The sequence below is a fragment of the Cloacibacterium rupense genome, assembly GCF_014645495.1.
Lineage (GTDB): Bacteria > Bacteroidota > Bacteroidia > Flavobacteriales > Weeksellaceae > Cloacibacterium > Cloacibacterium rupense.
Genome location: NZ_BMLV01000001.1, coordinates 183,171 through 205,842 on the forward strand (window position 1 = coordinate 183,171; position 22,672 = coordinate 205,842).

A 22,672-nucleotide genomic window follows, 5' to 3' on the forward strand; every position below is an offset into this window, starting at 1 on the left:
TCTCCGAAATCTCTCCCTTCGGAGCTTTAGAAACTAATTCTTCTCTAAATAGAGGCGGGGTATGTAATTCAAACCATTCTGCATCAATATTTTAATTTATGAAAAATCACACACATAATTTTACCATAGCTTTATTAATAATTTTATCGATTATTTTTATAATTTATAATGCATATCATTATGACAATATTTTCCAAATTTTTATTTATCCTGTTTTAGGTTTAATATTCATTTATAATTATTTCAAAGTTTTTCAAAAAAATAAAAAACAGTTTCTTATAAAGAAAAATAAAAATTCATTTATACAAACTTTAATATTGTCATTCTTCATCATTTTAATACCAGTTATTATTATTCATTATGAAAATTTACAGAGTAAAGAGAAAATCTTAAAAGCTCAAAATTTTGGGGCATTTCTTTACTTTTATTCTGACGGAACTTATGTTATTAAAAGTGGACCTTGGGCAAGTAAAAAACATTTTTATGGTAAATATGAATTGAAAAAAGATACGATTATTTTAGACAATAATGGGTTAGACGATGTGATTACAAGTGAAAAACTATTGATGATTAAAGCTAAAGATTTATACAACAATACAGATTCTATTAAAAATTATTTAGTCAATATAGATACACATAATGAACAAATTAAATCCAGATTTATGGGAATTGACAAAAATAAAAATGAAATTTATGAGCCAATGTTTTTAGAAATTACTTTTGATAAAAGAAATTATAAATGCAGATAATAACCTGCTCTCCGAAATCTCTCTCTCTCTTCGCAGCTTTAAAAACTATTCTTCTCTAAATAAAGAGGCCGGGTGTATACCCATCTAACATTAAACCTCCAAAAGATTCTAAAGGCAACTGAACTGCTCCTTTAGGAGGTTGAGCACCTCACATTAAAAAAACAATTTTCCTCCCTATAAAGTTGGGGCAAAGAAAATATTCTCCAATAATCAACAATTGTAACCATTCCCCTTCCTTGAAGGGGTGGCTTTCGAACTCGTCCGAAAGACGGGGTAGTGTAAAACTCATCACTTAAGAGAATGAAGATTTTACATCCTTTAGGACAGATGAAAATTAAAATCTTCATTTTCAACCACTAACCAATACCCCTTCCATCAATAGGAACGGGCTTCAGCCCGTTAAAAAAAATGAAAATAGTTGGCTTTAGCCAAAACCTAGAAAATCAATGTTTTTTCAAAAATCAACTGATTTTCATCAATTTCCTTCAAAATTCCGACTTCCCGTATTTCTTAATCATAAAATTTGTTTATTTTTGATAAAAAACAAATAAGCATCAACTCAAAATTACCTCCTATCAAATACTTACAATTGTTTACAAACGAATATTTTGTTTTAAATCAATATTTTAGTATCTAATTGCGTATATTTATGAGTTAGCCGTAATTTTACAATACAACCGTGAAAAAAAAATACATTGAAACTGAAATTACAAGTTTAAAACAAAAAGAGTGGATAAAACAACGCATTTATAACAATATTGAGATTGATTACTTAACATTGATTTATGGTTTTATTTTAAATCCACCATTGTCAAAAAGAAAAGATGAAAACTCAATTACAATTCATTGTTTTTTTGTGAATGAATACGAGATAGCACAAATTTTTAAAAAAATTTGTGAAAAATTAGTAGAAAAATTAAATCTAAATAATGATTTAATTCTTTATAAATCAGATGCTGGACATTCTGAAATTGAATCATCATCATTAACAAAATATTTTAAAAAAATAAATTTTGAAGAAAAATTTGCGATTTTTTCACCTTACAATTATTTCTCAAATAATAATAACTTAAATGATAAACAAAAATTTTCATATTTATTAGGAAAATATATTCGATATTATAGAGAGCGAAAATTTGTCATATTAGAAAGTTGGGAAAGCTATGTTTTATTGGACATATTAAAATCATTTTGTATTTCTCAAGATGAATTAGAGTCAAAAACTTATTTCGGAACTCCAGGTTCAACTCATATTTATTTGAATCAGGACTCCACTTTATTAGAGTATTTAGAATATTGGAGGAATAAGATAATAGAATAAAAACTACGGCTAACAAGGTATTGCTGCAATGGGGGCTGACGTAATTCTATTGAACATTAGTACTATATTTGAAGAGCGGTATTTATAATCAACAGTGGTGCTAAAAATCCCCCACTGCGGCAATACCCGAACCGTTAGCGGTAATTGTAGGACGACAGTGCAGACTAGAACCAACAGATAAAAAATAAAATTTGACAAACAATAAATAATGAGCAAAATAATCTTTGACAGCGGAATATCACTTGACGGCTTTTTCGCAGGTGACAACAGAGGACCAAAAAATCCTATGGGTGGAGTTTCAGGACAAATTCATTCGTGGATGTTTAACCAAAAGGCTTTTTGGGAATATCTTGGGTTTGAAGGAGGAAAAGAAGACAGTGCAGACGGAGAATACATTCGAGAAACAATTGCTAGAACAGGAGCATTTATTATGGGGAAACGAATGTTTGAAGAAGGCGAAGCGAGTTGGACAAACGACTTATACAAAGCAGACGTGTATGTTTTGACACACGAAAAACGAGAACCTTGGGTTCAAGAAGGCACGACAACATTTTACTTCATAAATGACGGAATAGAAAGTGCTTTGAACAAGGCAAGACAATCGGCAAAAGGCAAAGACATAAGAATACAAGGAGGTGCAAATACAATCCAACAGTTTCTAAATGCAGGTCTTGTGGACGAATTTTTTATTCACATTGCACCAGTGTTTTTAGGTAGTGGTATCCGACTGTTTGACGGCATAGATAAAGACAAATATGATTTACAAATTACAGAAGTTATACCTTCCGACTTGACAACACATTTAAGATATAAACTGACTAAAAAATAAAAACAACGAACCGCTAACACAGGACAAGCGCCATAAGCGATTTCGTGCTTCGAAATCACATTTTTCGGTAACCTAAGTTTTGTGCTTCGAAATCACTTTTATCTGTACATTCACTTACGGCTCCTGCCCTGGGAACGTTATCTGTAATTTTTCCTAAACTATATGTGCAACAAAATACATATCATAAAATGAAAATAAAACTTTTATCATTAATTCTTTTTATATTTTTAATATCATGCAATAGAGATGATTTTGGTGCTGATACTAAAAGTTCAGTAGAATTGTCTACTTCAAGTTTTACAACAACTTCAATTACTTTGAATTATAATATAAAAAATATTTCTGGAGATAAGTATTTAATATATAGTAAATCAGAAAATTTTGATTTACTGAATTGTGAAAATAAATTTTTGTTAAATAATTCAAACAATATTCAAATCAATAATTTAACACCAAATACTAAATATTTTTGTAAGATTTCTTACATAGAAAATAATAGTGCTAAATATAGTAATGTTGTTTCAGTAATTACAAAGGATGTTTCATTTTTAACTATACTTGATAAAAATATAGGACTCAGTCCTGAAAATGGAAGTTTTATATATTTAATGAATAGTGAATTAGATGAATCAATGTCTTTTTTATTTTTATTAACTAGACAAATTCAGCAGTATCCTACAGAAGTAAAAAAAATTACATTACACAAAATAGACTTAAATGGAAATTTAATCTGGAGTAAATTAATTCAAGATTCTCCATCTCCCGGCACTTATAAGATACAACTATTGTCAGACGGTAACGTAGCAGTACTTACCGGAAAGTACGATCAAAAATCTACAATAATAACTAAATTAAATCCAACAAATGGGAATTTCATTTGGCAAAAGGAATATCCTGTTCTTGATTTGAATGGTATGCAAAGTAATTATATAAGTGGCTATTCTTACGAAAATAATACTTTTAAAATTATTACTGGGAATGGACATATTTATGATGCAGAAGAACTATTTGTTGATAATAACGGAAATATAATTTCTCAAAAAACAATAAAAACAAATAATTGGATTAATAATGCAAAATACCTTAGTGATGGCAATATTATTAATGTTTTCAAAGGAGATAAGATTCCTGAAAATGGATCGGTAACTTATGAAGGAATGATTAATAAAATGAATTTCAATAATGGAATTCAAAATACAATTTGGACTAAATATTACGGAGATCTAGGCGGCGACGACTCTTTTGAAAATTTTTTAATAAAGGATAATAATATATTTGTTCAGGGATTTTATGGTGGAACAAGTGGTTTTACTGATCCGCAGAAATGGATATTGAAGTTTGATATGAATGGTGAAATTCTATGGCAGAACAAACAGCCTTCAAGAACAGATTTTATTTATCAAGGTAGAGATATAAAAATAAATGGCAATAATGAATTGTTCTGTTTGATGCATGAAATATACTACCCTAATTACAATGCTTACGACTATACAACCCTAACAAAATTCGATAACAATGGTAATTTAATTTGGACATGGAAAAGTGCTGATGATTTTAATAATGAGAGATTTTCCTCTAATAAAGTTTTTGAAACCAACAAGAACGAATTTATGATTACTGGATGGAAATCTCCTGGCGTGGGAAGTATTTGGATAAAAAAAATCAAGGTGAACGAATAAAAACTACAGATAACATGATGTTTGTAAAAAAAACGCCTCCAACGCATATCCAGTATCGTTTTTGGCGTTTCTTCACAAATATCCGTTCCGTTATGGGCAAGGCTAACAGAACGACATACAAGCAATATTTATGAAACAATTGACGAACATATTTTTCTTAATGACACTATTAGGTGTTAATTTATCGTTTGGACAATCGAAAAAATTGACAACAATAGTTGAACAAATTGCAAAAATCAATGAAGTTCAGGAAGAACACGTTGGCATTGCAGGGGCTGAAAGTGAAAACTATAAAAACTTTAAGCAATTAAAAGAAATCGCTACAACAGAAGAATTGGTTCAATTGACTGACAACAAAAATGCAACTGTTGCCTGTTATGCAAGTTGGGCTTTAGCTGACAATATTTACCCAGACCTAAAAAACATTTTTCAAAAATTCGTCTTGCAAGACAGACAGGTCGGAACTTTTAGTGGTTGCATAAAATCACAGGACAATATTTCCAGCGAATTATATCATAGATATTGGAACAACGTGAATACTTCTAAAAGACCAACAGACAAAATACTTTTAGAACTTGACAGTATTGTAATATTTAGTAAAAACCCGTATTGGTTACTTTTAAATAGAGCAATGGAAAATAGAGTTTATGTTGAACCCTATAAAAAGCAAATTTCGATTTTGGCATTTGAACAAGGACAAAGGGAAGCAATCTTCTATTTATGCAATTGGCACAAAGCTGAATATGCAGATAAGATTAAAACAGCTCTTGTTAAGTATTTGAACGAAACAGAATTTAAAAATACAGGGACAACTGACTATTATAAAACTGTTGATGAGCTGTTTAAATTTAACGACCCTGAAATAAGAAAAGCAATAATCGCTAAAATGAAAAAGGACAGACATTGGGAAATGGAAAAAGAAAGATTTAAATACTTGCTTTCTGATAACTACATTTACAATATTGACAGTGAATAGAGAAAGAAGACCCAGCTCTCCGAAGTTTGTAACTTCGAAGCAATTAATTAAAAAAAGTTCACCGCTGCACCAAGTTTACAACTTTGAGCTACAACAAATAAAACATATGAATTTTAGAAATATAATAATTATGATGAGTAAGTTTGGCTCAAAGTCAGGACACTTTGCAGCAGTAGGGGTAATCAATCATATACCGTCAAACAACTTGCTTATAATGACAAAATGAAAAGTGAACTCGAGCAATTTAAGCAACAACAAAACTCGATTTATTCTGATTTTCATAAAAATAAATCGAGTAGTTCTTCCAATGAACAAAAAAATAACCATTAGATTTTGAAGAAGATTTATTATTATCTTAGTAAACCTTATTCTATTATTTTAGCTTTTTTATTCATATTTATCATTCGTTATTGGGATAATAATATAAAAAAAATAAAAAATAACGGAATATATACACGTGGAAAAGTATGTAGAATTCAGATTATTAGATATAAATATTCTGCTGAAAGGTTTTATTATACATATTCTTATAACGGAAAAACGTATAAGCAATGGAATGATACAAGATATCGTTGTGGTAAAGTATATGAAACTGTTGGAAAATATTTCTTAGTGAAATTGGAAAAAAGGAATCCATCAAATTCAATAATTTTCACTCATTTTCCCTTGTCTTTAAATGAAATTCCCCCTAAATTAGGATGGTTAAATCCGCCTAAAAGCCTAAATAGAGACAGTATCATTGCTGTAGAAAATAGCTGGAAGATGTGGTGAAAAATATTCATTATAGAGTCATCTTAATAATTTTAAGATGGCTCTTTTTTTTGTAAGATAAACTAAAATTTCTTTATTATACAATAATAAATAATGGCTATTATTAATTTACTTTTTATTTAGAAAAACATATTGCCCAGCTCTCCGAAGTTTGTAACTTCGGAGCATTTAATAACAAAAAGCTCCCGATGTAGGATTTATAATCCGATGACTAGGATTTGCAATCCGTGCCTAACGTTACAGTTTTTTTTATAAAATCAACTGATTTTCATCAATTTCTACCAAAAATCCGACTTCCCGTATTTCTTAATCATAAAATTTGTTTATTTTTGATAAAAAACAAATAAGCATCAACTCAAAATTACATCCTATCAAATACTTACAATTCTTTAAAACGTATATTTTGTTTTACATCATTGGTTTAGTTTTGTGTTGCGTATATTGGAGAGTTAGCAGATATTTTAAAAACGCAAAATGAAAGAACAACTTGAGGAAATTATAAAACAAGTTTATAATAAAAAAAATAGAAATTTATTTACTTTTTTAACTAGTGCAGGAATCTCTTCAGAAAGTGGAATTCCTACATACAGAGGAATTGATGGCATATGGATTAAAGGAACTAAGTTTCACAAACCAGAAGAATTTGGGACATTTAAATATTTTAAAGAAAATCCAGAAGAAGTATGGCAATATTCACTTTTTAGAAAAAAAATGTTTGAGAATGCATCGCCAAATGAAAGTCATAAACAAATTGTAGAGATTGAAAATCTATTAAATGACAAATTCCACTTAATTACTCAAAATATAGATAATCTTCATAGAAGAACTGGATCAAAGAGAATTTATGAAATTCACGGAAATAATAGAGAAATTAAATGTTCAAATGGTTGTAAAGGCATACAATTTCTTCCTGAAGAAATTAAAGGAAAAGAAATTGATGAAGATTTAACAGAAAAAGAAATTGAACTATTAAAATGCAAAGAATGTGGAGCTTGGATGAGACCTAACATTTTATGGTTTGACGAATACTATGACGAAAAAACAAATAAAAAATTTAGTTCATTAAAAATTGCTAAAAATTCAGGTATTCTTTTTATTGTCGGAACATCTGGAGCAACAAATTTGCCAATGGCAATTGCAGAAACAACATTAAAATATGGAGGAACAATTGTTGACATAAACACAGAAGATAATTTATTTACAGAACTCATAAAAGACAAAAAAAATAAAATTATCATCCGAGAAACTTCAACAAATACTCTAAAAATTATAAATGAAATAATAAAAAACATCTGCTAATAGGCGTTTGGCAAGATTGCAAATTTTGTAATAAATTCACGTTTATATTTCGCAAGAAATTTTATCTTTAACAGAAAATAATCGGTTCCGAAGCTCGCAACTGATGCCAAACATGGATACGTTAGCAGCAACAAAACCGAGACACCGCAAACAGAATGACAGAGCAGCTTTACATACTATTTTGTGAAAGTCCATTTCAAACAAACAAAGTTGACGAAGACTTTGAAGACCAATTTATTTCTGCAAAAGAAAATGGATTTGAAACGCTTTTATTCAACTTTGAAGACTTGACAAGTGCAGACAGATTTTCGATTGCAACAAAACGAATAAAACAAAATGAAGAATTGGTAAAGGTAATTTACAGAGGTTGGATGTTGACACCAAATCAATATTCAATTCTTTATAATGACTTATTAACAAAAAACTTCAAACTCATAAATAATGCAGAAGAATATCAAAACTGTCACTATTTACCAGACAGTTTAAAATTCATTGAAAACAGAACACCAAAAACCGTTTTTGAGAAATTTGAGAATGAAACTAGTATTGACAAACTCATAGAAAAATCAAAAGCATTCGGACAAAAAGCCGTAATTCTGAAAGATTATGTAAAATCTGAAAAGCACGATTGGGAAACCGCTTGCTTTGTTGCTGATGCTTCTGACACCGACAAACTAAAAAAATCTATAACTAAACTTGTAGAACTACGTGACAAATATTTAAACGAAGGAATTGCTGTTAGAGAATTTGTAGAACTAAACGACTTGACAATTCACTCAAAAAGTGGAATGCCATTGACAGAAGAATATCGTTTGTTTTTTTGTAACAAAAAGCTCGTAGGAATTTACGATTATTGGGAAGAAGGCGAATACAAACTTTCTAAACCTGACACAACAGAATTTGAAAAAATTGCAAAACAGGTTGAAAGCAACTTTTTCAGTATGGACATTGCTCGACAAAAAAATGGAGAATTAATCATAATAGAACTTGGAGACGGACAAGTTGCAGGACTTCCCGACAAAATAGATAGAAATGAATTTTACAAACAATTAAAAATTTGCTGCTGCTAATAGCTAGAGTTTAGCTTCGCTCAGTTCGGCTATCGCCTCGTGTCGTTGCGTGCGGAGCACGAACAATGAAACTCCTGTTGAACGGAAGCTTTGGGAGCTCTTTCCACCTCTCCGAAGTTTGTAACTTAGTAGCATTTAATAACAAAAAGCTCCAGATGTAGGATTTATAATCCGTGACCATAAAAAAGTCTTTCAAACTCGTTAGAAAGACGGTGTAGTATTTAATCTATCATCACCATCTAACTTCTGACTTCTGACTTCCAGCTCCTCATTTTTTCAAAAAAAACATCCCAAATAATTAGCGTAATCTGCGCAATCAGCGGGAAATATAATAACCATTAACCTACTAATTCATTTTTTAATACCCATCACAAAAAACCCATTGCCAAAACTTCTTTTCCTCTACTCAAAACCAAAAAATAAACCACATCTTCCTCATTAAAATGCTTCTCAAAAGAAAATCGATTTTCTCCATTCACCATCATTGTTTCTTCTTTTCTCTCAAATGAATATTTTGAATAATTCGGCAATACTGAAATCAAATGAATTTGCTCTGCCTCAGTGTTTTGCTCCAAAACAACATTAATTTTATCATCTATGTTTACCGTTTTTATAAAAGCTTTTATAGAATCTACCTTTCCAAAAACAAAATTAGCCAACAATTTCTTCCCAACTTCCGTTTTCAGACCTTGCGCAACGCTTCTTTTTCCTCTATCCGAAAAACGGTCTAAATCTTTTATTTCCGTCATCAACTTAGCAAAACTTTGATAAAGAAATTGGTCACCACTTTTCTCAGAAAAAGGCCTAGTAGCATGTCTTAGCATTTTTCCAGCTTTAGAACAATGCCCAAATTCACTGCTGTTTTCTCGCACTCGGGCATAGTTGTCCTTGGTTTTAAAACTGTTTTTATCAAAACCACTCTTTTTTCTTACCACAGGTATACCGTTCAGTTGATAAAAAACCAAACCATCTAGTGAACCTCTAAACTGCAAAATACTCTTATAACGTGCCATTGTATCGTAATGAAAGTCAAAGGTAAGCAATAGGTTACACATACACAAGTTTAATGTATAGTTGTAGTATAGTTGTAGTATAGTTGATATATAGGAAATTAATGTTATATTTGTATCAAAATCTAGTCAAATCAATGTCTAAGGTTAGTGTAAGGCAAGTCTAGAACTTGTACTAAGCGATACAATATCACAGATGCCTTAATCGTTTGGTAAGTAGCCCGCAACAGAACCTTAGAGCTAAAAATAGAAACAGTAAATATGAAGCAGTTAAAGAAGATAGTATATCTAGTCGTTTTGTCAGGATTACTTTGGTCTTGTGGTTCTTCTAAACCAGCATATTCCAAAGCACCCAGCAAGCCGTCTTCTTCTAAAACTAACCTCAGAAACCTTACTTCTTCAGCCTATGGCAACCCCTCTTATAAGGTAAAAAAAATCTTAAATGACGCCGAAGACTACTTAGGTACTCCATACAGACTAGGCGGAACCAACAAAAAGGGGTTAGATTGCAGTGGTCTGGTCATTACAGTTTTCTCAGAGAACAATTACAAGCTTCCTCGTCGTTCAGAAGACCAAGCCAAAGAAGGTCAGAAAATAGACATTCAACAGGTTAAACAAGGAGACTTACTCTTCTTCGCTACCTCTGGTGCAGCCAAAGTAAATCACGTGGGCATCGTAAAAGATATCTCATCTCGTGGTGAGGTTACCTTCATTCATGCCTCTACCTCCAAAGGGGTTATCATATCCTCTCTCAATGACGCTTATTGGAATAAAGCCTTCCTCTTTGCTAGAAGAGTCCTATAAATTTCTTATTTTTGCCAAGAATTAGTATTTAATTAGAATAAGAGCTTCCCTTGAGTTAGCTTTTAACTTATAATTTTTAACTTATAACTTTTATATATGTCACTACAACAGACCATTGAACAAATCTGGGATAACAGAGAACTTTTGCAAAACCAAGAATCACAAGATGCCATCAGAGAAGTAATTAAGCAATTAGACCTTGGTCAGTTGCGTGTAGCTGAACCTACAGAAAACGGTTGGCAAGTAAATGAATGGGTGAAAAAAGCAGTGGTAATGTATTTCCCAATCCAAAAAATGGAAACCATAGAAGTAGGGCCATTCGAGTTCCATGATAAAATGCCACTCAAAAAAAACTATGCCGAAAAAGGTGTACGTGTAGTACCTCATGCAGTTGCTAGAGAGGGGGCATACATTGCTCCTGGTGTTATCCTAATGCCTTCTTATGTTAATATCGGGGCTTATGTAGATTCAGGAACTATGGTTGATACTTGGGCTACAGTTGGTAGTTGTGCGCAGATTGGTAAAAATGTTCACCTAAGTGGTGGTGTTGGTATTGGTGGCGTTTTAGAACCATTACAAGCAGCTCCTGTAATCATAGAAGACGATTGTTTCGTAGGTTCTAGATGTATCGTGGTAGAAGGTGTTCACGTAGAAAAAGAAGCCGTTTTGGGTGCTAATGTAGTGCTTACGGGTTCTACCAAAATTATAGATGTTACCGGTGATACGCCAATAGAATACAAGAGCAGAGTACCAGCTCGTTCTGTGGTAATTCCAGGTTCTTACACCAAGAAATTTCCAGCAGGAGAGTACCAAGTGCCTTGCGCCATCATCATCGGGAAACGTAAAGAAAGTACAGACAAAAAAACCTCTCTTAATGATGCTTTGAGAGAAAACAACGTGGCAGTATAGTTTTTTTAGGAGCTATTTCCTGCTTTCCGCTATTACTCCTCACGCCAAGGCTTGTCCAAAGCCAGTTGCGGGGTAACCGCTACAATCAGGGCTAATAGACAACTATATTTCTAAATAATATTTCGTACTTTTAACTTTGTACATACAATCTTAACGAATGAAAATAGCTTTTGATGCTAAAAGATTCTTCCATAATACCTCGGGTTTAGGCAACTACTCCCGAGATTTGGTTCGTATTGTGGCAAGCTTCTTTCCAGAGAACAAGTATCTTCTCCTAGCCAAAAGCAAAAATGATAGAGGCAGAGAAATCCTAGATTTACCCAATGTTTCGTTTCATCCTATCAGCAGAGGTCAGTTTTCTCGTCAACTAAAAATGGGTTTTGATGCCCAAGATTTAGATGCAGATATTTTCCACGGTCTTTCTGGTGAATTGCCCCTGAAATGGAGCAATAAGCCTATTAAAAAGATTGTCACCATCCACGATTTAATCTTCCTGCATTATCCCAAATTCTATTCTTTCATAGATAGAAAAATCTATTTCTGGAAGTTCAAAAATGCAGCTCATCAGGCAGATTTAATCATTGCTATTTCAGAACAAACAAAAAGAGATATCATCAGGTTTCTTAAGGTCAAAGAAGAGAAAATTAGAGTAGTTTATCAAGGTTGTCATAAAACCTTTAAAGAAATACCAACTAATGATTTCCTTCAATCGGTAAAAGAGAAATTCAACCTTCCTGATAGGTATATTCTCAATGTAGGTACCATAGAAGAAAGAAAAAACCTACTTTCTGTTGTCAAAGCATTGAAGGATACCCAAATCCCGATTGTGGTAGTAGGTAAGAAAACCCATTACTACAAAAAAGTAGAAGCTTACATCAAAAAAAATAAAATCGAAGCTTATTTTCTGCAAAACGTAACAATGCCAGAGCTGGCTTGTCTATACCGTTTAGCAGATATTTTTATCTATCCTAGTCTTTGCGAAGGTTTCGGAATTCCTCTCATAGAAGCGCATTTTTGCGGTACTGTAGTCATTACCAGTAATGTGAGTTGTCTGTCAGAAACGGGTGGACCAGATTCTGTGTATGTTAATCCTTTGCAAGTAGAAGACATCAGAGCAAAAATTCTTCACCTCTGGAACAACGAGGAAGAACGCAAACGAAGAGCAGATAAATCCTTAGAATTTGTACAAGAATTTAATGACGAACATATTGCACAAAATTTAATAAAAGTGTACAAAGAATTGATATAATATTTTTTTATTCCAAAAACATTTATATATTTGCATCACAATTCAAACAAAAATGAACAATATCAACTTAATTCATCACCATCATCATCTCATCTAAAGGCGAGTTGATTATGCGTTATGTATTATAGTTAAAAACAAAATATAACAATCCGCCTTGAGTTTTTCAGGCGGATTTTTCTTTTCTTCAACTGCAAAACTCAAGGCTTTTTAAAAATAAAACCAAAAATGAGTTCACTTAAAATTGCAGTTCAAAAAAGCGGAAGACTTTTCGAAGATTCTATTAAACTCCTCAAAGATTGCGGAATTTCTTATGACAACGGAAAAGACCAACTAAAAGTTCAAGTAGAAAATTTTCCGATAGAGCTTTTCTTCCTCAGAAATTCAGACATTCCTCAGTATATAGAAGATGGAGTAGTAGATGTAGCCATTGTAGGAGAAAATCTACTCATCGAAAAACAAAAAGATATCGAAATTGTTCAGAAATTAGGTTTTTCAAAATGCCGCGTTTCTCTGGCTGTTCCTAAAGATGTTGAAACCAATGATTTGCAATATTTTCAAGGCAGAAAAATAGCCACTTCTTATCCTAATACCGTTAAAACGTTCCTTGCAGAAAACAATATTCAAGCTGAAATTCACGTGATTTCTGGCTCTGTAGAAATTGCTCCAAATATTGGTTTAGCAGACGGAATTTGTGATATTGTAAGCTCTGGAAGTACTCTCTTCAAAAACGGACTCAGAGAAACAGTAACTATTCTGAAATCTGAGGCTGTTTTAGCAAAAAATAAAAAGCTAACTCCAGAAAAACTTGAAATTTTAGATAGATTAATCTTTAGAATTCAAGCGGTGATTCGTTCAAAAAACACCAAATACATTTTAATGAACGTTCCAAACGATAAAATTCAAGAAGTTTCTGATATTTTACCTGTTCTTAAAAGCCCAACAATCGTTCCGTTGGTAGAAGAAGGTTGGAGCAGTTTGCACTCTGTAATTGAAGAAAAAAGATTCTGGGAAGTAATAGACCAACTCAAAAATGCAGGTGCAGAAGGTATTCTTATCATCCCAATTGAAAAAATGATTTTATAAAAAGTAAGAAGTCAGAAGATAGAATTTTGAGGAGTCGCAGAGCGACGACCGATTTTGTAGCGTTGGAATTTATTCCAACTAAAATTAAAAAATATTTTGCGATAGACAAATGAAAACAATAGAATTTCCACCCAAAAATACATTCAACAGCCTTACCAAAAGACCTGTCTTTGAAAAAAATGACATCGAAAATCTCATCAAAGGAATTTTCGAAAAAGTAGAAAATGAAGGCGATAATGCTTTGAAATTTTACGCAGAAAAATTTGATAATCAAATTCTAGAAGCTATTGAAGTTTCTGAACAAGAAATTGCTGAAGCCATCAATTTCGTAGATGAAGAACTAAAAACAGCCATTAACATTGCCAAAAAAAATATTGAAAAATTTCACCAATCTCAAAAAGAAATTTCTTTAAAAATTGAAACCATTGAAGGTGTGGTTTGTTGGCGAGAAAGCAGAGCAATTGATAAAGTTGGTTTGTACATTCCTGGTGGAACTGCGCCGCTTTTTTCAACGGTGTTAATGTTGGCTGTTCCAGCGCAAATTGCAGGTTGTAAAGAGATTATTCTCTGTTCGCCTCCTCAAAAAAATGGAAAAATAAATCCTATTATTTTATATGTGGCAAATCTTTGCGGAATTTCTAAAATTTTTAAAATTGGAGGTGCTCAAGCGATTGCAGCAATGAGTTTAGGCACGGAAACAGTTCCGAAAGTGTATAAAATTTTCGGACCAGGAAATCAATTTGTTACTGAAGCCAAGATTTTTGCTCAGAAATTAGGAATAGCCATCGATATGCCAGCTGGACCGAGTGAAGTTTTGGTAATCGCAGATGAAACCGCTAATCCAAGTTTTGTTGCTGCAGATTTACTTTCTCAGGCAGAGCACGGTGCAGATTCTCAGGTGGTTTTCTTGACGACTTCTAAAGAAATTTTAGAAAAAGTAAAACTAGAAACCGAGTCTCAATTGCAAGATTTACCAAGAAAAGATATTGCTGAAAAAGCTTTAGAGAACAGTAGTTTTATTTTATTGAATTCCATTAAAGAATGTATTGAATTTAGCAATGAATATGCTCCAGAACACTTAATTCTTTCCATAGAAAATCCTGAGAATATTTTGTCGGAAATTACCAATGCAGGTTCTATTTTCCTAGGAAATTACACGCCAGAAAGTGCAGGAGATTATGCCAGCGGAACCAATCACACTTTGCCTACTAATGGTAATGCAAGAGCTTATAGTGGCGTTTCTTTAGACAGTTTTGTGAAGAAAATTACCATTCAAAAAATTTCTGAAAAAGGAATTCAAAATTTAGGAAAAACCATTGAAAAAATGGCAGCAGAAGAAGGACTTTTTGCTCATAAAAATGCAGTGACACTTCGTTTGCAAGAAATTCAATAATTGTAAAATCGTAAAACTGTAAAGTTGTTAATTAAACATCAATCAACTATCAACCATCAATTTAAAATGAACATACAAAATTTAGTAAGACAAAATATCAAAAATCTCACGCCATATTCTAGTGCTAGAGACGAATTTTCGGCAGATGCAGGCGTTTTTCTCGATGCCAACGAAAATCCTTTCGGAGATTATAATCGTTATCCAGACCCGTATCAAAAAGCTTTGAAAACAGAAATTTCTAAGCTAAAAAACATTGAAGTCAACAAAATTTTTCTAGGAAATGGAAGTGATGAAGTGATTGATTTGCTAATGAGAATTTTCGCGGAACCCAAAAAAGATAAGATTTTAATCTTCAATCCAACTTACGGAATGTATGAAGTTTCTGCTAATATCAATGATGTAGAAGTGGTTTCATATCCTTTAAATCAAGATTTTCAAATTGAGTTTTCGGAAGAATTAGAACAAATTCTGAAATATGAAAACCTAAAATTGGTTTTCGTTTGTTCACCAAATAATCCATCAGGAAATTTAATCGCCAAAAATTCAGTTTTAGAAATTTTACAAAATTTCAATGGAATTGTGGTGGTAGATGAAGCGTATGAAGATTTTAGCAAAGAAAAATCTTGGATTTCAGAGATTGATAATTATCCACAATTGGTGGTGATGCAAACTTTTAGCAAAGCTTGGGGAATGGCTGGTTTACGAGTTGGAATGGCTTTTGCGCAACCAGAGATTTTAGAGTTGATGAACAAAGTAAAACCTCCTTACAATATCAGTGTTCTCAACCAAAAAGAAGTTTATCAATCTCTTCAAAATCAAGAAATATTTAGAAATAACTTAAACGAAATATTAGAACAAAGAATTTTTTTAGAAAAAGAATTGCAGAATTTCTCTTATGTTAAGAAAATTTATCCTTCCGATGCCAATTTTCTTTTGATTAAAGTGGAAAATGCAGATCAATTGTATAATTATTTGGTTGAGGAAAAAATAATCATCAGAAACCGAAATAAAGTCGTAGAAAATTGCGTGAGAATCACCATTGGTAACACCGAAGAAAATCAAAAATTATTACAATCACTTAAAAATTTTCAATAGGAACGGGCTTTAGCCCGTTTTCAAAAAAATATATTCAAATTGGCTTTAGCCAAAACTTAAAAAAAATCATAATGAAAAAGAAAGTATTATTCATCGATAGAGACGGAACTTTAATCATAGAACCACCCATTGATTTTCAAGTGGATTCGTTAGAAAAACTAGAGTTTTATCCAAGAGTTTTTCAAAATTTAGCCAAAATTGCCAAAGAATTGGATTATGAATTGGTAATGGTAACCAATCAAGACGGTTTGGGAACGGAGAGTTTTCCGTACGAAGACTTCATAAAGCCTCAAGAAAAAATGATGAAAGCTTTCGAAAATGAAGGCGTATTTTTTAGTGAAGTTTGTGTAGATGACAGTTTCGAGCACGAAAATTCTCCGAACAGAAAACCAAGAACAGGAATGCTTCAAAAATACATTTTCGGAAACTATGATTTAGAAAATTCTTTCGTGATTGGTGATAGAAAAACCGATGTGGAATTGGCGAAAAATTTAGGTTCAAAATCTATTTTTATTTCAGATGAAAGCAATAATGAAGCGACTTTTACCACCAAAAGTTGGGACGAAATTTATCAATTTCTAAAACAGATTCCAAGAAAAGCCAAAGTAAAAAGAACTACCAAAGAAACCGATATTTTGGTTGAGTTGAATCTTGACGGAAGCGGAAAATCCAATATTGATACAGGTTTGAAGTTCTTTGATCATATGTTAGAACAAATCTCAAAACACGGAAATTTTGATTTGTCGGTAAAAGTAAATGGTGATTTAGAAGTAGATGAGCATCACACCATTGAAGATACTGCGATTGTTTTAGGAGATTGTTTTTTGCAAGCTTTAGGAAGCAAAAAAGGTATCGAAAGATATGCTTTCGTATTGCCAATGGACGATTGTTTGGCGCAAGTTGCCATAGATTTCGGTGGAAGACCTTGGTTGGTTTGGAATGCAGAATTTAAGCGTGAAAAAATAGGAGAACTGCCTACAGAAATGTTTTATCACTTCTTCAAATCGTTTTCAGACAGTGCAAAATGCAACCTGAATATTTCTGTGGAAGGAGAAAATGAACACCACAAAATCGAAAGTATTTTCAAAGCTTTAGCGAAAGTTTTAAGAAATGCAGTCGCACAAACCGACAAAAATTTCAACCTTCCAAGTACAAAAGGAACTCTTTAAATTTTAGATTTTTGATTGTCGATTTGTAATTTAAAAATATGGATTCTAAAAATCGTAAATCTCAAATCGTAATTCGTAAATAAATATGATAGCAATTATAGACTACGACGCAGGAAATGTGAAATCTGTTCAAAATGCCTTGAAAAAATTAGGTTTTGAAGCGGTGATTACTTCTGACATCGAAACGATTAAGAAAGCAGAAAAAGTGATTTTTCCAGGAGTGGGAGAAGCTTCTTCGGCAATGAAAAAACTTCAAGAAAGAGGTTTAGATGCAGTAATTCCGAATTTGAAACAACCTGTTTTGGGAATTTGTCTCGGAATGCAACTGATGTGTAATGCTTCGGAAGAAGGCAATACAAAAGCACTGGGAATTTTTGATTGTGAGGTGAAATTGTTCCCCAATTCTGATATCGTTCCACATATGGGATGGAGTAATGTTTCGGAAATGAAAGGAAAATTGTTAGAAAATATTTCAGACACAGATAATTTTTACTTCGTTCACAGTTATTATGCTGAGATTTGTGAAAATACAAGCTCGGTTTGTGATTACATTAATAATTTCAGTGCAACTTTAGAAAAAGATAATTTTTACGCGGCTCAATTTCACCCAGAAAAATCGGGTGATGCTGGTTTTAAACTATTAGAAAACTTTTTGAAAGTTAGATTTTAGATTTCCGATTTTGGATTAAAAAAATCAAATCGTAATTCATAAATCGTAATTCGTAAATAAAAAATATGAAAATTATTCCTGCAATAGACATCATCGACGGAAAGTGTGTAAGGCTTTCTAAAGGTGATTATGATACCAAAAAAATATACAACGAAAATCCTGTAGAAGTTGCCAAAGAATTTGAAGATTTCGGGATTCAATATTTACATTTAGTGGATTTAGACGGAGCAAAAGCCAAGAAAATCATCAACCAAAAAGTAATTGAAAATATCGCTAAAAATACGAATCTCATCATTGATTTCGGAGGAGGAATTCGTTCTGAAGAAGATTTGCAAAAAGCTTTTGATAGTGGTGCAAATAAAGTAACTTTAGGAAGTATTGCTGTGGTAAATCCTAAGTTGTGTTTGGCTTGGTTAGAAAAATTTGGAGCTGAAAAATTGATTTTGGGAGCAGATTGTTTGGATCGAAAAATCAAAACTTCGGGTTGGTTAGAAAATTCTGAAACAGATGTGGTAGATTTCATTAAAGAATATCAGAAAAAAGGCTTTAGAGAAGTGGTTTGTACGGATATTTCAAAGGACGGAATGTTGCAAGGCCCATCTACAGCTTTGTACCAAGAAATTATAGAAAACTCAAAAATTGAACTCATTGCAAGCGGTGGAATTTCGAACATAGAAGATGTGCAAAAAATGAAAGAAATTGGCTGTGCTGGAACCATCATTGGTAAAGCCATTTATGAAGGTAGAATTTCTCTTGAAGATTTACGATTTACGATTTCAGATTTTTGATTTGTGAAGATGAACAACTAAATTTAATTTTAAAAACTAATCATTATGAATTCATTAGAAATGAGAAATCGCACCAAAAAGTTTTCTTTGGATATTTTAGAATTGTTAGAGATTCTACCTAATTCTAAAACTTTTAAATTAATTGAAAATCAGTTAGGAAGAGCAGCGTTGTCTGTTAGTGCAAATTATAGAGTAGTTTCTAGAGCAAAATCGAGCAATGATTTTATCAATAAACTCAAAATTGTAGAAGAAGAGTGTGATGAATGTACTTTTTTTCTTGAAATTTTGCTTGAGAAAACAGTGAATCATAAAGACTTAATTCAGAGATTGTTAAATGAAGCCAACGAAATTTTAGCAATTATTGTTGCATCAATAAAATCAGCCAGAAATAATAAATCGTAAATCAAAAATCGTAAATCGTAAATTAAAAAGATGTTAAAGAAAAGAATCATTCCTTGTTTGGATATAAAAGACGGAAGAACTGTAAAAGGCGTTAATTTTGTGGGGTTGATTGATGCGGGAAATCCTGTAGAATTGGCAAAAAGATATGTAGATGAAGGCGCAGATGAACTGGTTTTTCTAGATATTACAGCCACGCACGAAAACCGAAAAACTTTGGTGCAATTGGTGGAAAAAATTGCAGAGGAAATCAATATTCCATTTACTGTTGGTGGCGGAATTTCAGAAATTTCTGATGTTGATAATCTTTTAAAAGCAGGTGCAGATAAAATCAGCATCAATTCTTCTGCGGTTAAAAATCCTGATTTAATTAAAACTTTCGCAGATAAATTCGGGAGTCAATGTGTAGTTGTGGCGATAGATTCTAAACAATTTGGAGATGAAGATTTTGTTTTTGTAAACGGAGGAAGAATAAAAACCGATTATAAAACACACGATTGGGCGAGGCAAGTAGAAAATTTGGGTGCAGGAGAAATTCTACTCACTTCAATGGATTTTGATGGAACAAAGCAAGGTTTCGATGTGAGATTGCTTAATGAAATTTCTAAAATTGTTAACATTCCTATAATTGCTTCAGGAGGTGCAGGAAAGATAGAAGATTTTACAGAAGTTTTTAATGAAACCAAGGCAACAGGAGCTTTAGCAGCGAGTATTTTCCACTTCGGAGAAATTAATATCAATGATTTAAAACAAGTTTTAAAACAGCAAAATATACCTATAAGATAAAGGGAAAAGTACAAGGTGAATAGTACGAAAATTCAAACAAAATCAAACCATATCAAATCATTCAAATCATATCAAACAAATGAACTCAATAATCAATTTTGAAAAAGGAAACGGGTTAGTTCCCGTAATTATACAAGACGAAACCACATTACAAGTGTTAATGCTCGGTTTTATGAACGAAGAAGCTTTAAAATTAACAGAAGAAACAGGTAAAGTTCACTTTTTTAGCAGAACCAAAGATAGAATTTGGTTAAAAGGTGAATCATCTGAAAATTATTTGTTTGTAAAAAGCATCGAAAAAGATTGTGATGATGATACTTTACTCATCAAAGTAAAACCTACGAATGTAGTCTGTCATACAGGTAGTTTCAGCTGTTTCGGAGAAAAAGAAACCAAAGGTTTTTTGTATGAGTTAGAAGCGATTATCAACCAAAGAATTGATGAAAAAATAGAAGATTCTTATACTTCAAAACTTTATCAAAGAGGCATCAATAAAGTGGCTCAAAAAGTAGGAGAGGAAGCGGTAGAATTGGTAATTGAAGCGAAAGATAATAATGACGATTTGTTCAAAAATGAAGCAGCAGATTTATTGTATCACTTTTTAATTTTGATAAAAGCTAAAAATTTCAAATTGCAAGACATCGAAGAGGTTTTGAGAGGAAGACATTAAATATTAATAGAAAGTTTTTATTTATGGTTGGTTGTAAATTTGTATTTTTACAATAAAAATAACCAATGAAAAAAATCATTCTTTCCCTACATCTTATTTTTGGATTTTTTTGCTTTTCTCAATCTGCACAAGAGCTAAATAGTACGAGAATTAATAAGGATATTTATGACAGACAAGTTTCTAATTATGTTGGGGTTAAAGCTCTCAATGATATGCAAACAAGTGCTAAGTCAAGTATTGCCAATCAATTAAAAGATTTAGATGAAAAATTCGAATTTAACTTTGCTCAAAAAGAAAAACTAGATTCTAAATTAAAAATATTAAATCAAAAAAAGATAGATCTTCAGTCTAAATTATTGGGTTTAAGTTCTGAAGAAGAAAAACTAAAAATTAATAAAAAAATAAGTAAAATTAATATTGAAATTGAAAAAAATATAAAAAGATTAGAAGTTAATGAACAAGAACTCAAAATTTTACAAAAGAAATATATTGAATTAACAAAATAAAAAAATCCCGAGAATTTCTCGGGATTTTTTATATTGATAACAAAAAATGTTTTACATTATTTTACTTGATCTACAACAGCTTTGAAAGCTTCAGGATGGTTCATTGCAAGGTCTGCAAGAACTTTTCTGTTTAGCTCGATGTTGTTTTTCTTAAGAGCTCCCATAAATTGAGAGTAAGACATTCCGTATTCTCTAGTTCCAGCGTTAATTCTGGTAATCCAAAGACTTCTGAAACTTCTTTTCTTTTCTTTTCTACCACGGTAAGCATATTGCATTGCTTTTTCTACCGCGTTTTTAGCTACAGTCCAAACATTTTTTCTTCTACCGAAAAAACCTTTAGCTTGTTTTAGAACTTTTTTTCTGCGCGCTCTAGACGCTACAGCGTTTACTGATCTTGGCATAATTTAATTGTTTTTTTTTGAAAAGGGCGGAATTACATTTAAAATTCTCTTTTAGGCACCGTTTCAGGGTTAAAATTTCTGAATTTTTTAATTCTTATAAACCGATTGATTTATAAAAACTACTTGATTGCTAATTGGCGAAGAACGCTTTTCTCATCCACAGTAGCAACATAAGAAGTTTGCGTAAGATTTCTCTTTTGCTTTGTTTCTTTCTTAGTTAAGATGTGGCTTTTGTAAGCATTTTTTCTTTTGATTTTACCAGTACCGGTAAGAGCAAAACGCTTTTTAGCACCTGATTTAGTTTTTAATTTTGGCATTTTCTTGCTTTTTTATATATTTTGTTATCAATATCTTTTCTATAAAATGTGCATTACACATTCAAGGGTGCAAAATTACAAAAAAATATAATACAAAAAGAGATTTCGGGTAAGAAATCTCTTTAGTTTTATATAATTGCTTATTATTATAAGTTATTTTGCCGCTTTTTTCGGGCTCATCATCATAATCATTCTTTTGCCTTCTAGTTTTGGCATTTGGTCTACTTTACCTACGTGTTCTAGTTCTTGAGCCAATCTTAATAAAAGAATTTCTCCTTGATCTTTAAAAATAATAGAACGTCCTTTAAAGAATACATAAGTCTTCAGTTTAGAACCTTCTTCCAAGAATTTTTCGGCATGTTTTTTCTTAAATTCGTAATCGTGATCATCAGTTTGAGGACCAAATCTGATTTCTTTTACCACCACTTTTACTTGTTTCGCTTTTAATTCCTTTTGCTTTTTTTTCTGTTCGTAAAGGAATTTTTTGTAATCCAAAACTCTACAGATATAAGGATCTGATTTGTCTGAAATTACTACCAAATCAAGTTCTTGCTCCTCTGCAATTTGAAGAGCTTTAGATAAAGGATAAACTCCTGGTTCTACATTGTCTCCAACCAAACGAACTTCCTTTGCACGGATTTTGTCGTTTATTTGATGTAAATCTTCCTGAACAGGGCGACGCATTGGTCCTCTTCCTCTGTTATTAAATTTCTGTGCTATAGTATTAAA

Annotated in this window: 25 protein-coding genes; 21 read left to right on the top strand and 4 right to left on the bottom strand. The window is 31.9% G+C overall.

Annotated elements, in window-relative coordinates:
- The first annotated feature begins 317 nt into the window (after nt 1-317).
- The 8 genes from IEW40_RS00855 to IEW40_RS00890 all read left to right on the top strand — a co-directional run bounded on the left by IEW40_RS00855 (nt 318) and on the right by IEW40_RS00890 (nt 8,694).
- A complete protein-coding gene (locus IEW40_RS00855) occupies nt 318-749 on the top strand; it encodes a hypothetical protein (protein ID WP_188616183.1) in 432 nt (143 codons plus the stop codon).
- 679 nt (nt 750-1,428) lie between these two features.
- Entirely contained in the window at nt 1,429-2,070 is a 642-nt protein-coding gene (locus IEW40_RS00860) for a hypothetical protein (protein ID WP_188616184.1), read from the top strand.
- 208 nt (nt 2,071-2,278) lie between these two features.
- A complete protein-coding gene (locus IEW40_RS00865) occupies nt 2,279-2,899 on the top strand; it encodes a dihydrofolate reductase family protein (protein WP_188616185.1) in 621 nt (206 codons plus the stop codon).
- A gap of 188 nt (nt 2,900-3,087) precedes the next feature.
- Entirely contained in the window at nt 3,088-4,578 is a 1,491-nt protein-coding gene (locus tag IEW40_RS00870) for a hypothetical protein (protein WP_188616186.1), read from the top strand.
- A gap of 130 nt (nt 4,579-4,708) precedes the next feature.
- Nucleotides 4,709-5,554, top strand: a complete 846-nt coding sequence (locus tag IEW40_RS00875) for a hypothetical protein (RefSeq protein WP_188616187.1) — start codon at nt 4,709-4,711, stop codon at nt 5,552-5,554.
- 333 nt (nt 5,555-5,887) lie between these two features.
- Nucleotides 5,888-6,325: a hypothetical protein gene (locus tag IEW40_RS00880; RefSeq protein WP_188616188.1), complete on the top strand. Its 438-nt coding sequence runs from the start codon at nt 5,888-5,890 to the stop codon at nt 6,323-6,325.
- A gap of 474 nt (nt 6,326-6,799) precedes the next feature.
- A complete protein-coding gene (locus IEW40_RS00885) occupies nt 6,800-7,624 on the top strand; it encodes an SIR2 family NAD-dependent protein deacylase (protein ID WP_188616189.1) in 825 nt (274 codons plus the stop codon).
- A gap of 155 nt (nt 7,625-7,779) precedes the next feature.
- Nucleotides 7,780-8,694, top strand: coding sequence for an ATP-grasp domain-containing protein (locus tag IEW40_RS00890; RefSeq protein WP_188616190.1), 915 nt, complete (start codon nt 7,780-7,782; stop codon nt 8,692-8,694).
- Between the two features lie 368 nt (nt 8,695-9,062).
- On the opposite strand, the gene IEW40_RS00895 is transcribed toward IEW40_RS00890, so the two are convergent.
- Nucleotides 9,063-9,707, bottom strand: a complete 645-nt coding sequence (locus tag IEW40_RS00895; protein WP_188616191.1) for a hypothetical protein — start codon at nt 9,705-9,707, stop codon at nt 9,063-9,065.
- 258 nt (nt 9,708-9,965) lie between these two features.
- Between IEW40_RS00895 and IEW40_RS00900 the strand changes: the two genes are divergently transcribed.
- The 13 genes from IEW40_RS00900 (at nt 9,966) to IEW40_RS00960 (ending at nt 21,225) form a co-directional block, all read left to right on the top strand.
- Entirely contained in the window at nt 9,966-10,508 is a 543-nt protein-coding gene (locus IEW40_RS00900; RefSeq protein ID WP_188616192.1) for a C40 family peptidase, read from the top strand.
- A 96-nt stretch (nt 10,509-10,604) separates the two neighbouring features.
- Nucleotides 10,605-11,417 carry a 2,3,4,5-tetrahydropyridine-2,6-dicarboxylate N-succinyltransferase gene (locus IEW40_RS00905; protein WP_188616193.1) on the top strand — a complete coding sequence of 271 codons (813 nt, stop codon included), beginning with the start codon at nt 10,605-10,607 and terminating at the stop codon, nt 11,415-11,417.
- 157 nt (nt 11,418-11,574) lie between these two features.
- Complete coding sequence (locus IEW40_RS00910) at nt 11,575-12,666, top strand: glycosyltransferase family 4 protein (RefSeq protein ID WP_188616194.1); 1,092 nt, start codon at nt 11,575-11,577, stop codon at nt 12,664-12,666.
- Nucleotides 12,667-12,891: 225 nt separating this feature from the next.
- On the top strand, nt 12,892-13,749 hold the full coding sequence (hisG, locus tag IEW40_RS00915; protein ID WP_188616195.1) for an ATP phosphoribosyltransferase: 858 nt from the start codon (nt 12,892-12,894) through the stop codon (nt 13,747-13,749).
- A gap of 109 nt (nt 13,750-13,858) precedes the next feature.
- Nucleotides 13,859-15,142 (top strand): histidinol dehydrogenase, encoded by a 1,284-nt coding sequence (hisD, locus tag IEW40_RS00920; protein ID WP_188616196.1) that lies wholly within the window; start codon nt 13,859-13,861, stop codon nt 15,140-15,142.
- A gap of 66 nt (nt 15,143-15,208) precedes the next feature.
- On the top strand, nt 15,209-16,237 hold the full coding sequence (gene hisC / locus IEW40_RS00925) for a histidinol-phosphate transaminase (RefSeq protein ID WP_188616197.1): 1,029 nt from the start codon (nt 15,209-15,211) through the stop codon (nt 16,235-16,237).
- A 71-nt stretch (nt 16,238-16,308) separates the two neighbouring features.
- The gene (hisB, locus tag IEW40_RS00930) at nt 16,309-17,406 is read left to right on the top strand and encodes a bifunctional histidinol-phosphatase/imidazoleglycerol-phosphate dehydratase HisB (RefSeq protein ID WP_188616198.1); all 1,098 of its coding nucleotides are present in this window, start codon (nt 16,309-16,311) and stop codon (nt 17,404-17,406) included.
- A gap of 85 nt (nt 17,407-17,491) precedes the next feature.
- Nucleotides 17,492-18,076, top strand: coding sequence for an imidazole glycerol phosphate synthase subunit HisH (gene hisH / locus IEW40_RS00935; RefSeq protein WP_188616199.1), 585 nt, complete (start codon nt 17,492-17,494; stop codon nt 18,074-18,076).
- A gap of 65 nt (nt 18,077-18,141) precedes the next feature.
- Nucleotides 18,142-18,864, top strand: coding sequence for a 1-(5-phosphoribosyl)-5-[(5-phosphoribosylamino)methylideneamino]imidazole-4-carboxamide isomerase (hisA, locus tag IEW40_RS00940; RefSeq protein ID WP_188616200.1), 723 nt, complete (start codon nt 18,142-18,144; stop codon nt 18,862-18,864).
- A gap of 45 nt (nt 18,865-18,909) precedes the next feature.
- A complete protein-coding gene (locus IEW40_RS00945; RefSeq protein WP_188616201.1) occupies nt 18,910-19,266 on the top strand; it encodes a four helix bundle protein in 357 nt (118 codons plus the stop codon).
- A 30-nt stretch (nt 19,267-19,296) separates the two neighbouring features.
- On the top strand, nt 19,297-20,049 hold the full coding sequence (hisF, locus tag IEW40_RS00950; RefSeq protein WP_188616202.1) for an imidazole glycerol phosphate synthase subunit HisF: 753 nt from the start codon (nt 19,297-19,299) through the stop codon (nt 20,047-20,049).
- A 49-nt stretch (nt 20,050-20,098) separates the two neighbouring features.
- Nucleotides 20,099-20,719 (top strand): bifunctional phosphoribosyl-AMP cyclohydrolase/phosphoribosyl-ATP diphosphatase HisIE, encoded by a 621-nt coding sequence (hisIE, locus tag IEW40_RS00955; protein ID WP_262891237.1) that lies wholly within the window; start codon nt 20,099-20,101, stop codon nt 20,717-20,719.
- A gap of 65 nt (nt 20,720-20,784) precedes the next feature.
- On the top strand, nt 20,785-21,225 hold the full coding sequence (locus IEW40_RS00960) for a hypothetical protein (protein ID WP_188616204.1): 441 nt from the start codon (nt 20,785-20,787) through the stop codon (nt 21,223-21,225).
- A 56-nt stretch (nt 21,226-21,281) separates the two neighbouring features.
- On the opposite strand, the gene rplT is transcribed toward IEW40_RS00960, so the two are convergent.
- The 3 genes from rplT to infC all read right to left on the bottom strand — a co-directional run bounded on the left by rplT (nt 21,282) and on the right by infC (nt 22,627).
- Nucleotides 21,282-21,626 carry a 50S ribosomal protein L20 gene (gene rplT, locus IEW40_RS00965; protein WP_188616205.1) on the bottom strand — a complete coding sequence of 115 codons (345 nt, stop codon included), beginning with the start codon at nt 21,624-21,626 and terminating at the stop codon, nt 21,282-21,284.
- Between the two features lie 119 nt (nt 21,627-21,745).
- Entirely contained in the window at nt 21,746-21,943 is a 198-nt protein-coding gene (gene rpmI / locus IEW40_RS00970; RefSeq protein ID WP_069799163.1) for a 50S ribosomal protein L35, read from the bottom strand.
- A gap of 153 nt (nt 21,944-22,096) precedes the next feature.
- Entirely contained in the window at nt 22,097-22,627 is a 531-nt protein-coding gene (gene infC / locus IEW40_RS00975) for a translation initiation factor IF-3 (protein ID WP_188616206.1), read from the bottom strand.
- Between the last annotated feature and the right edge of the window lie 45 nt (nt 22,628-22,672).

Excerpts from the sequence above, each read along its gene's own strand:
- IEW40_RS00910 (WP_188616194.1), top strand. The coding sequence starts at position 11,575 with ATGAAAATAGCTTTTGATGCTAAAAGATTCTTCCATAATACCTCGGGT.
- hisC (WP_188616197.1), top strand. The coding sequence starts at position 15,209 with ATGAACATACAAAATTTAGTAAGACAAAATATCAAAAATCTCACGCCA.
- hisB (WP_188616198.1), top strand. The coding sequence starts at position 16,309 with ATGAAAAAGAAAGTATTATTCATCGATAGAGACGGAACTTTAATCATA.
- IEW40_RS00870 (WP_188616186.1), top strand. The coding sequence starts at position 3,088 with ATGAAAATAAAACTTTTATCATTAATTCTTTTTATATTTTTAATATCA.
- rplT (WP_188616205.1), bottom strand. The coding sequence starts at position 21,626 with ATGCCAAGATCAGTAAACGCTGTAGCGTCTAGAGCGCGCAGAAAAAAA.
- IEW40_RS00865 (WP_188616185.1), top strand. The coding sequence starts at position 2,279 with ATGAGCAAAATAATCTTTGACAGCGGAATATCACTTGACGGCTTTTTC.
- IEW40_RS00905 (WP_188616193.1), top strand. The coding sequence starts at position 10,605 with ATGTCACTACAACAGACCATTGAACAAATCTGGGATAACAGAGAACTT.
- IEW40_RS00900 (WP_188616192.1), top strand. The coding sequence starts at position 9,966 with ATGAAGCAGTTAAAGAAGATAGTATATCTAGTCGTTTTGTCAGGATTA.
- hisD (WP_188616196.1), top strand. The coding sequence starts at position 13,859 with ATGAAAACAATAGAATTTCCACCCAAAAATACATTCAACAGCCTTACC.
- rpmI (WP_069799163.1), bottom strand. The coding sequence starts at position 21,943 with ATGCCAAAATTAAAAACTAAATCAGGTGCTAAAAAGCGTTTTGCTCTT.
- IEW40_RS00945 (WP_188616201.1), top strand. The coding sequence starts at position 18,910 with ATGAATTCATTAGAAATGAGAAATCGCACCAAAAAGTTTTCTTTGGAT.
- infC (WP_188616206.1), bottom strand. The coding sequence starts at position 22,627 with ATGCGTCGCCCTGTTCAGGAAGATTTACATCAAATAAACGACAAAATC.
- IEW40_RS00960 (WP_188616204.1), top strand. The coding sequence starts at position 20,785 with ATGAAAAAAATCATTCTTTCCCTACATCTTATTTTTGGATTTTTTTGC.
- hisA (WP_188616200.1), top strand. The coding sequence starts at position 18,142 with ATGAAAATTATTCCTGCAATAGACATCATCGACGGAAAGTGTGTAAGG.
- IEW40_RS00895 (WP_188616191.1), bottom strand. The coding sequence starts at position 9,707 with ATGGCACGTTATAAGAGTATTTTGCAGTTTAGAGGTTCACTAGATGGT.
- IEW40_RS00890 (WP_188616190.1), top strand. The coding sequence starts at position 7,780 with ATGACAGAGCAGCTTTACATACTATTTTGTGAAAGTCCATTTCAAACA.
- hisF (WP_188616202.1), top strand. The coding sequence starts at position 19,297 with ATGTTAAAGAAAAGAATCATTCCTTGTTTGGATATAAAAGACGGAAGA.
- IEW40_RS00885 (WP_188616189.1), top strand. The coding sequence starts at position 6,800 with ATGAAAGAACAACTTGAGGAAATTATAAAACAAGTTTATAATAAAAAA.
- hisH (WP_188616199.1), top strand. The coding sequence starts at position 17,492 with ATGATAGCAATTATAGACTACGACGCAGGAAATGTGAAATCTGTTCAA.
- hisG (WP_188616195.1), top strand. The coding sequence starts at position 12,892 with ATGAGTTCACTTAAAATTGCAGTTCAAAAAAGCGGAAGACTTTTCGAA.
- IEW40_RS00875 (WP_188616187.1), top strand. The coding sequence starts at position 4,709 with ATGAAACAATTGACGAACATATTTTTCTTAATGACACTATTAGGTGTT.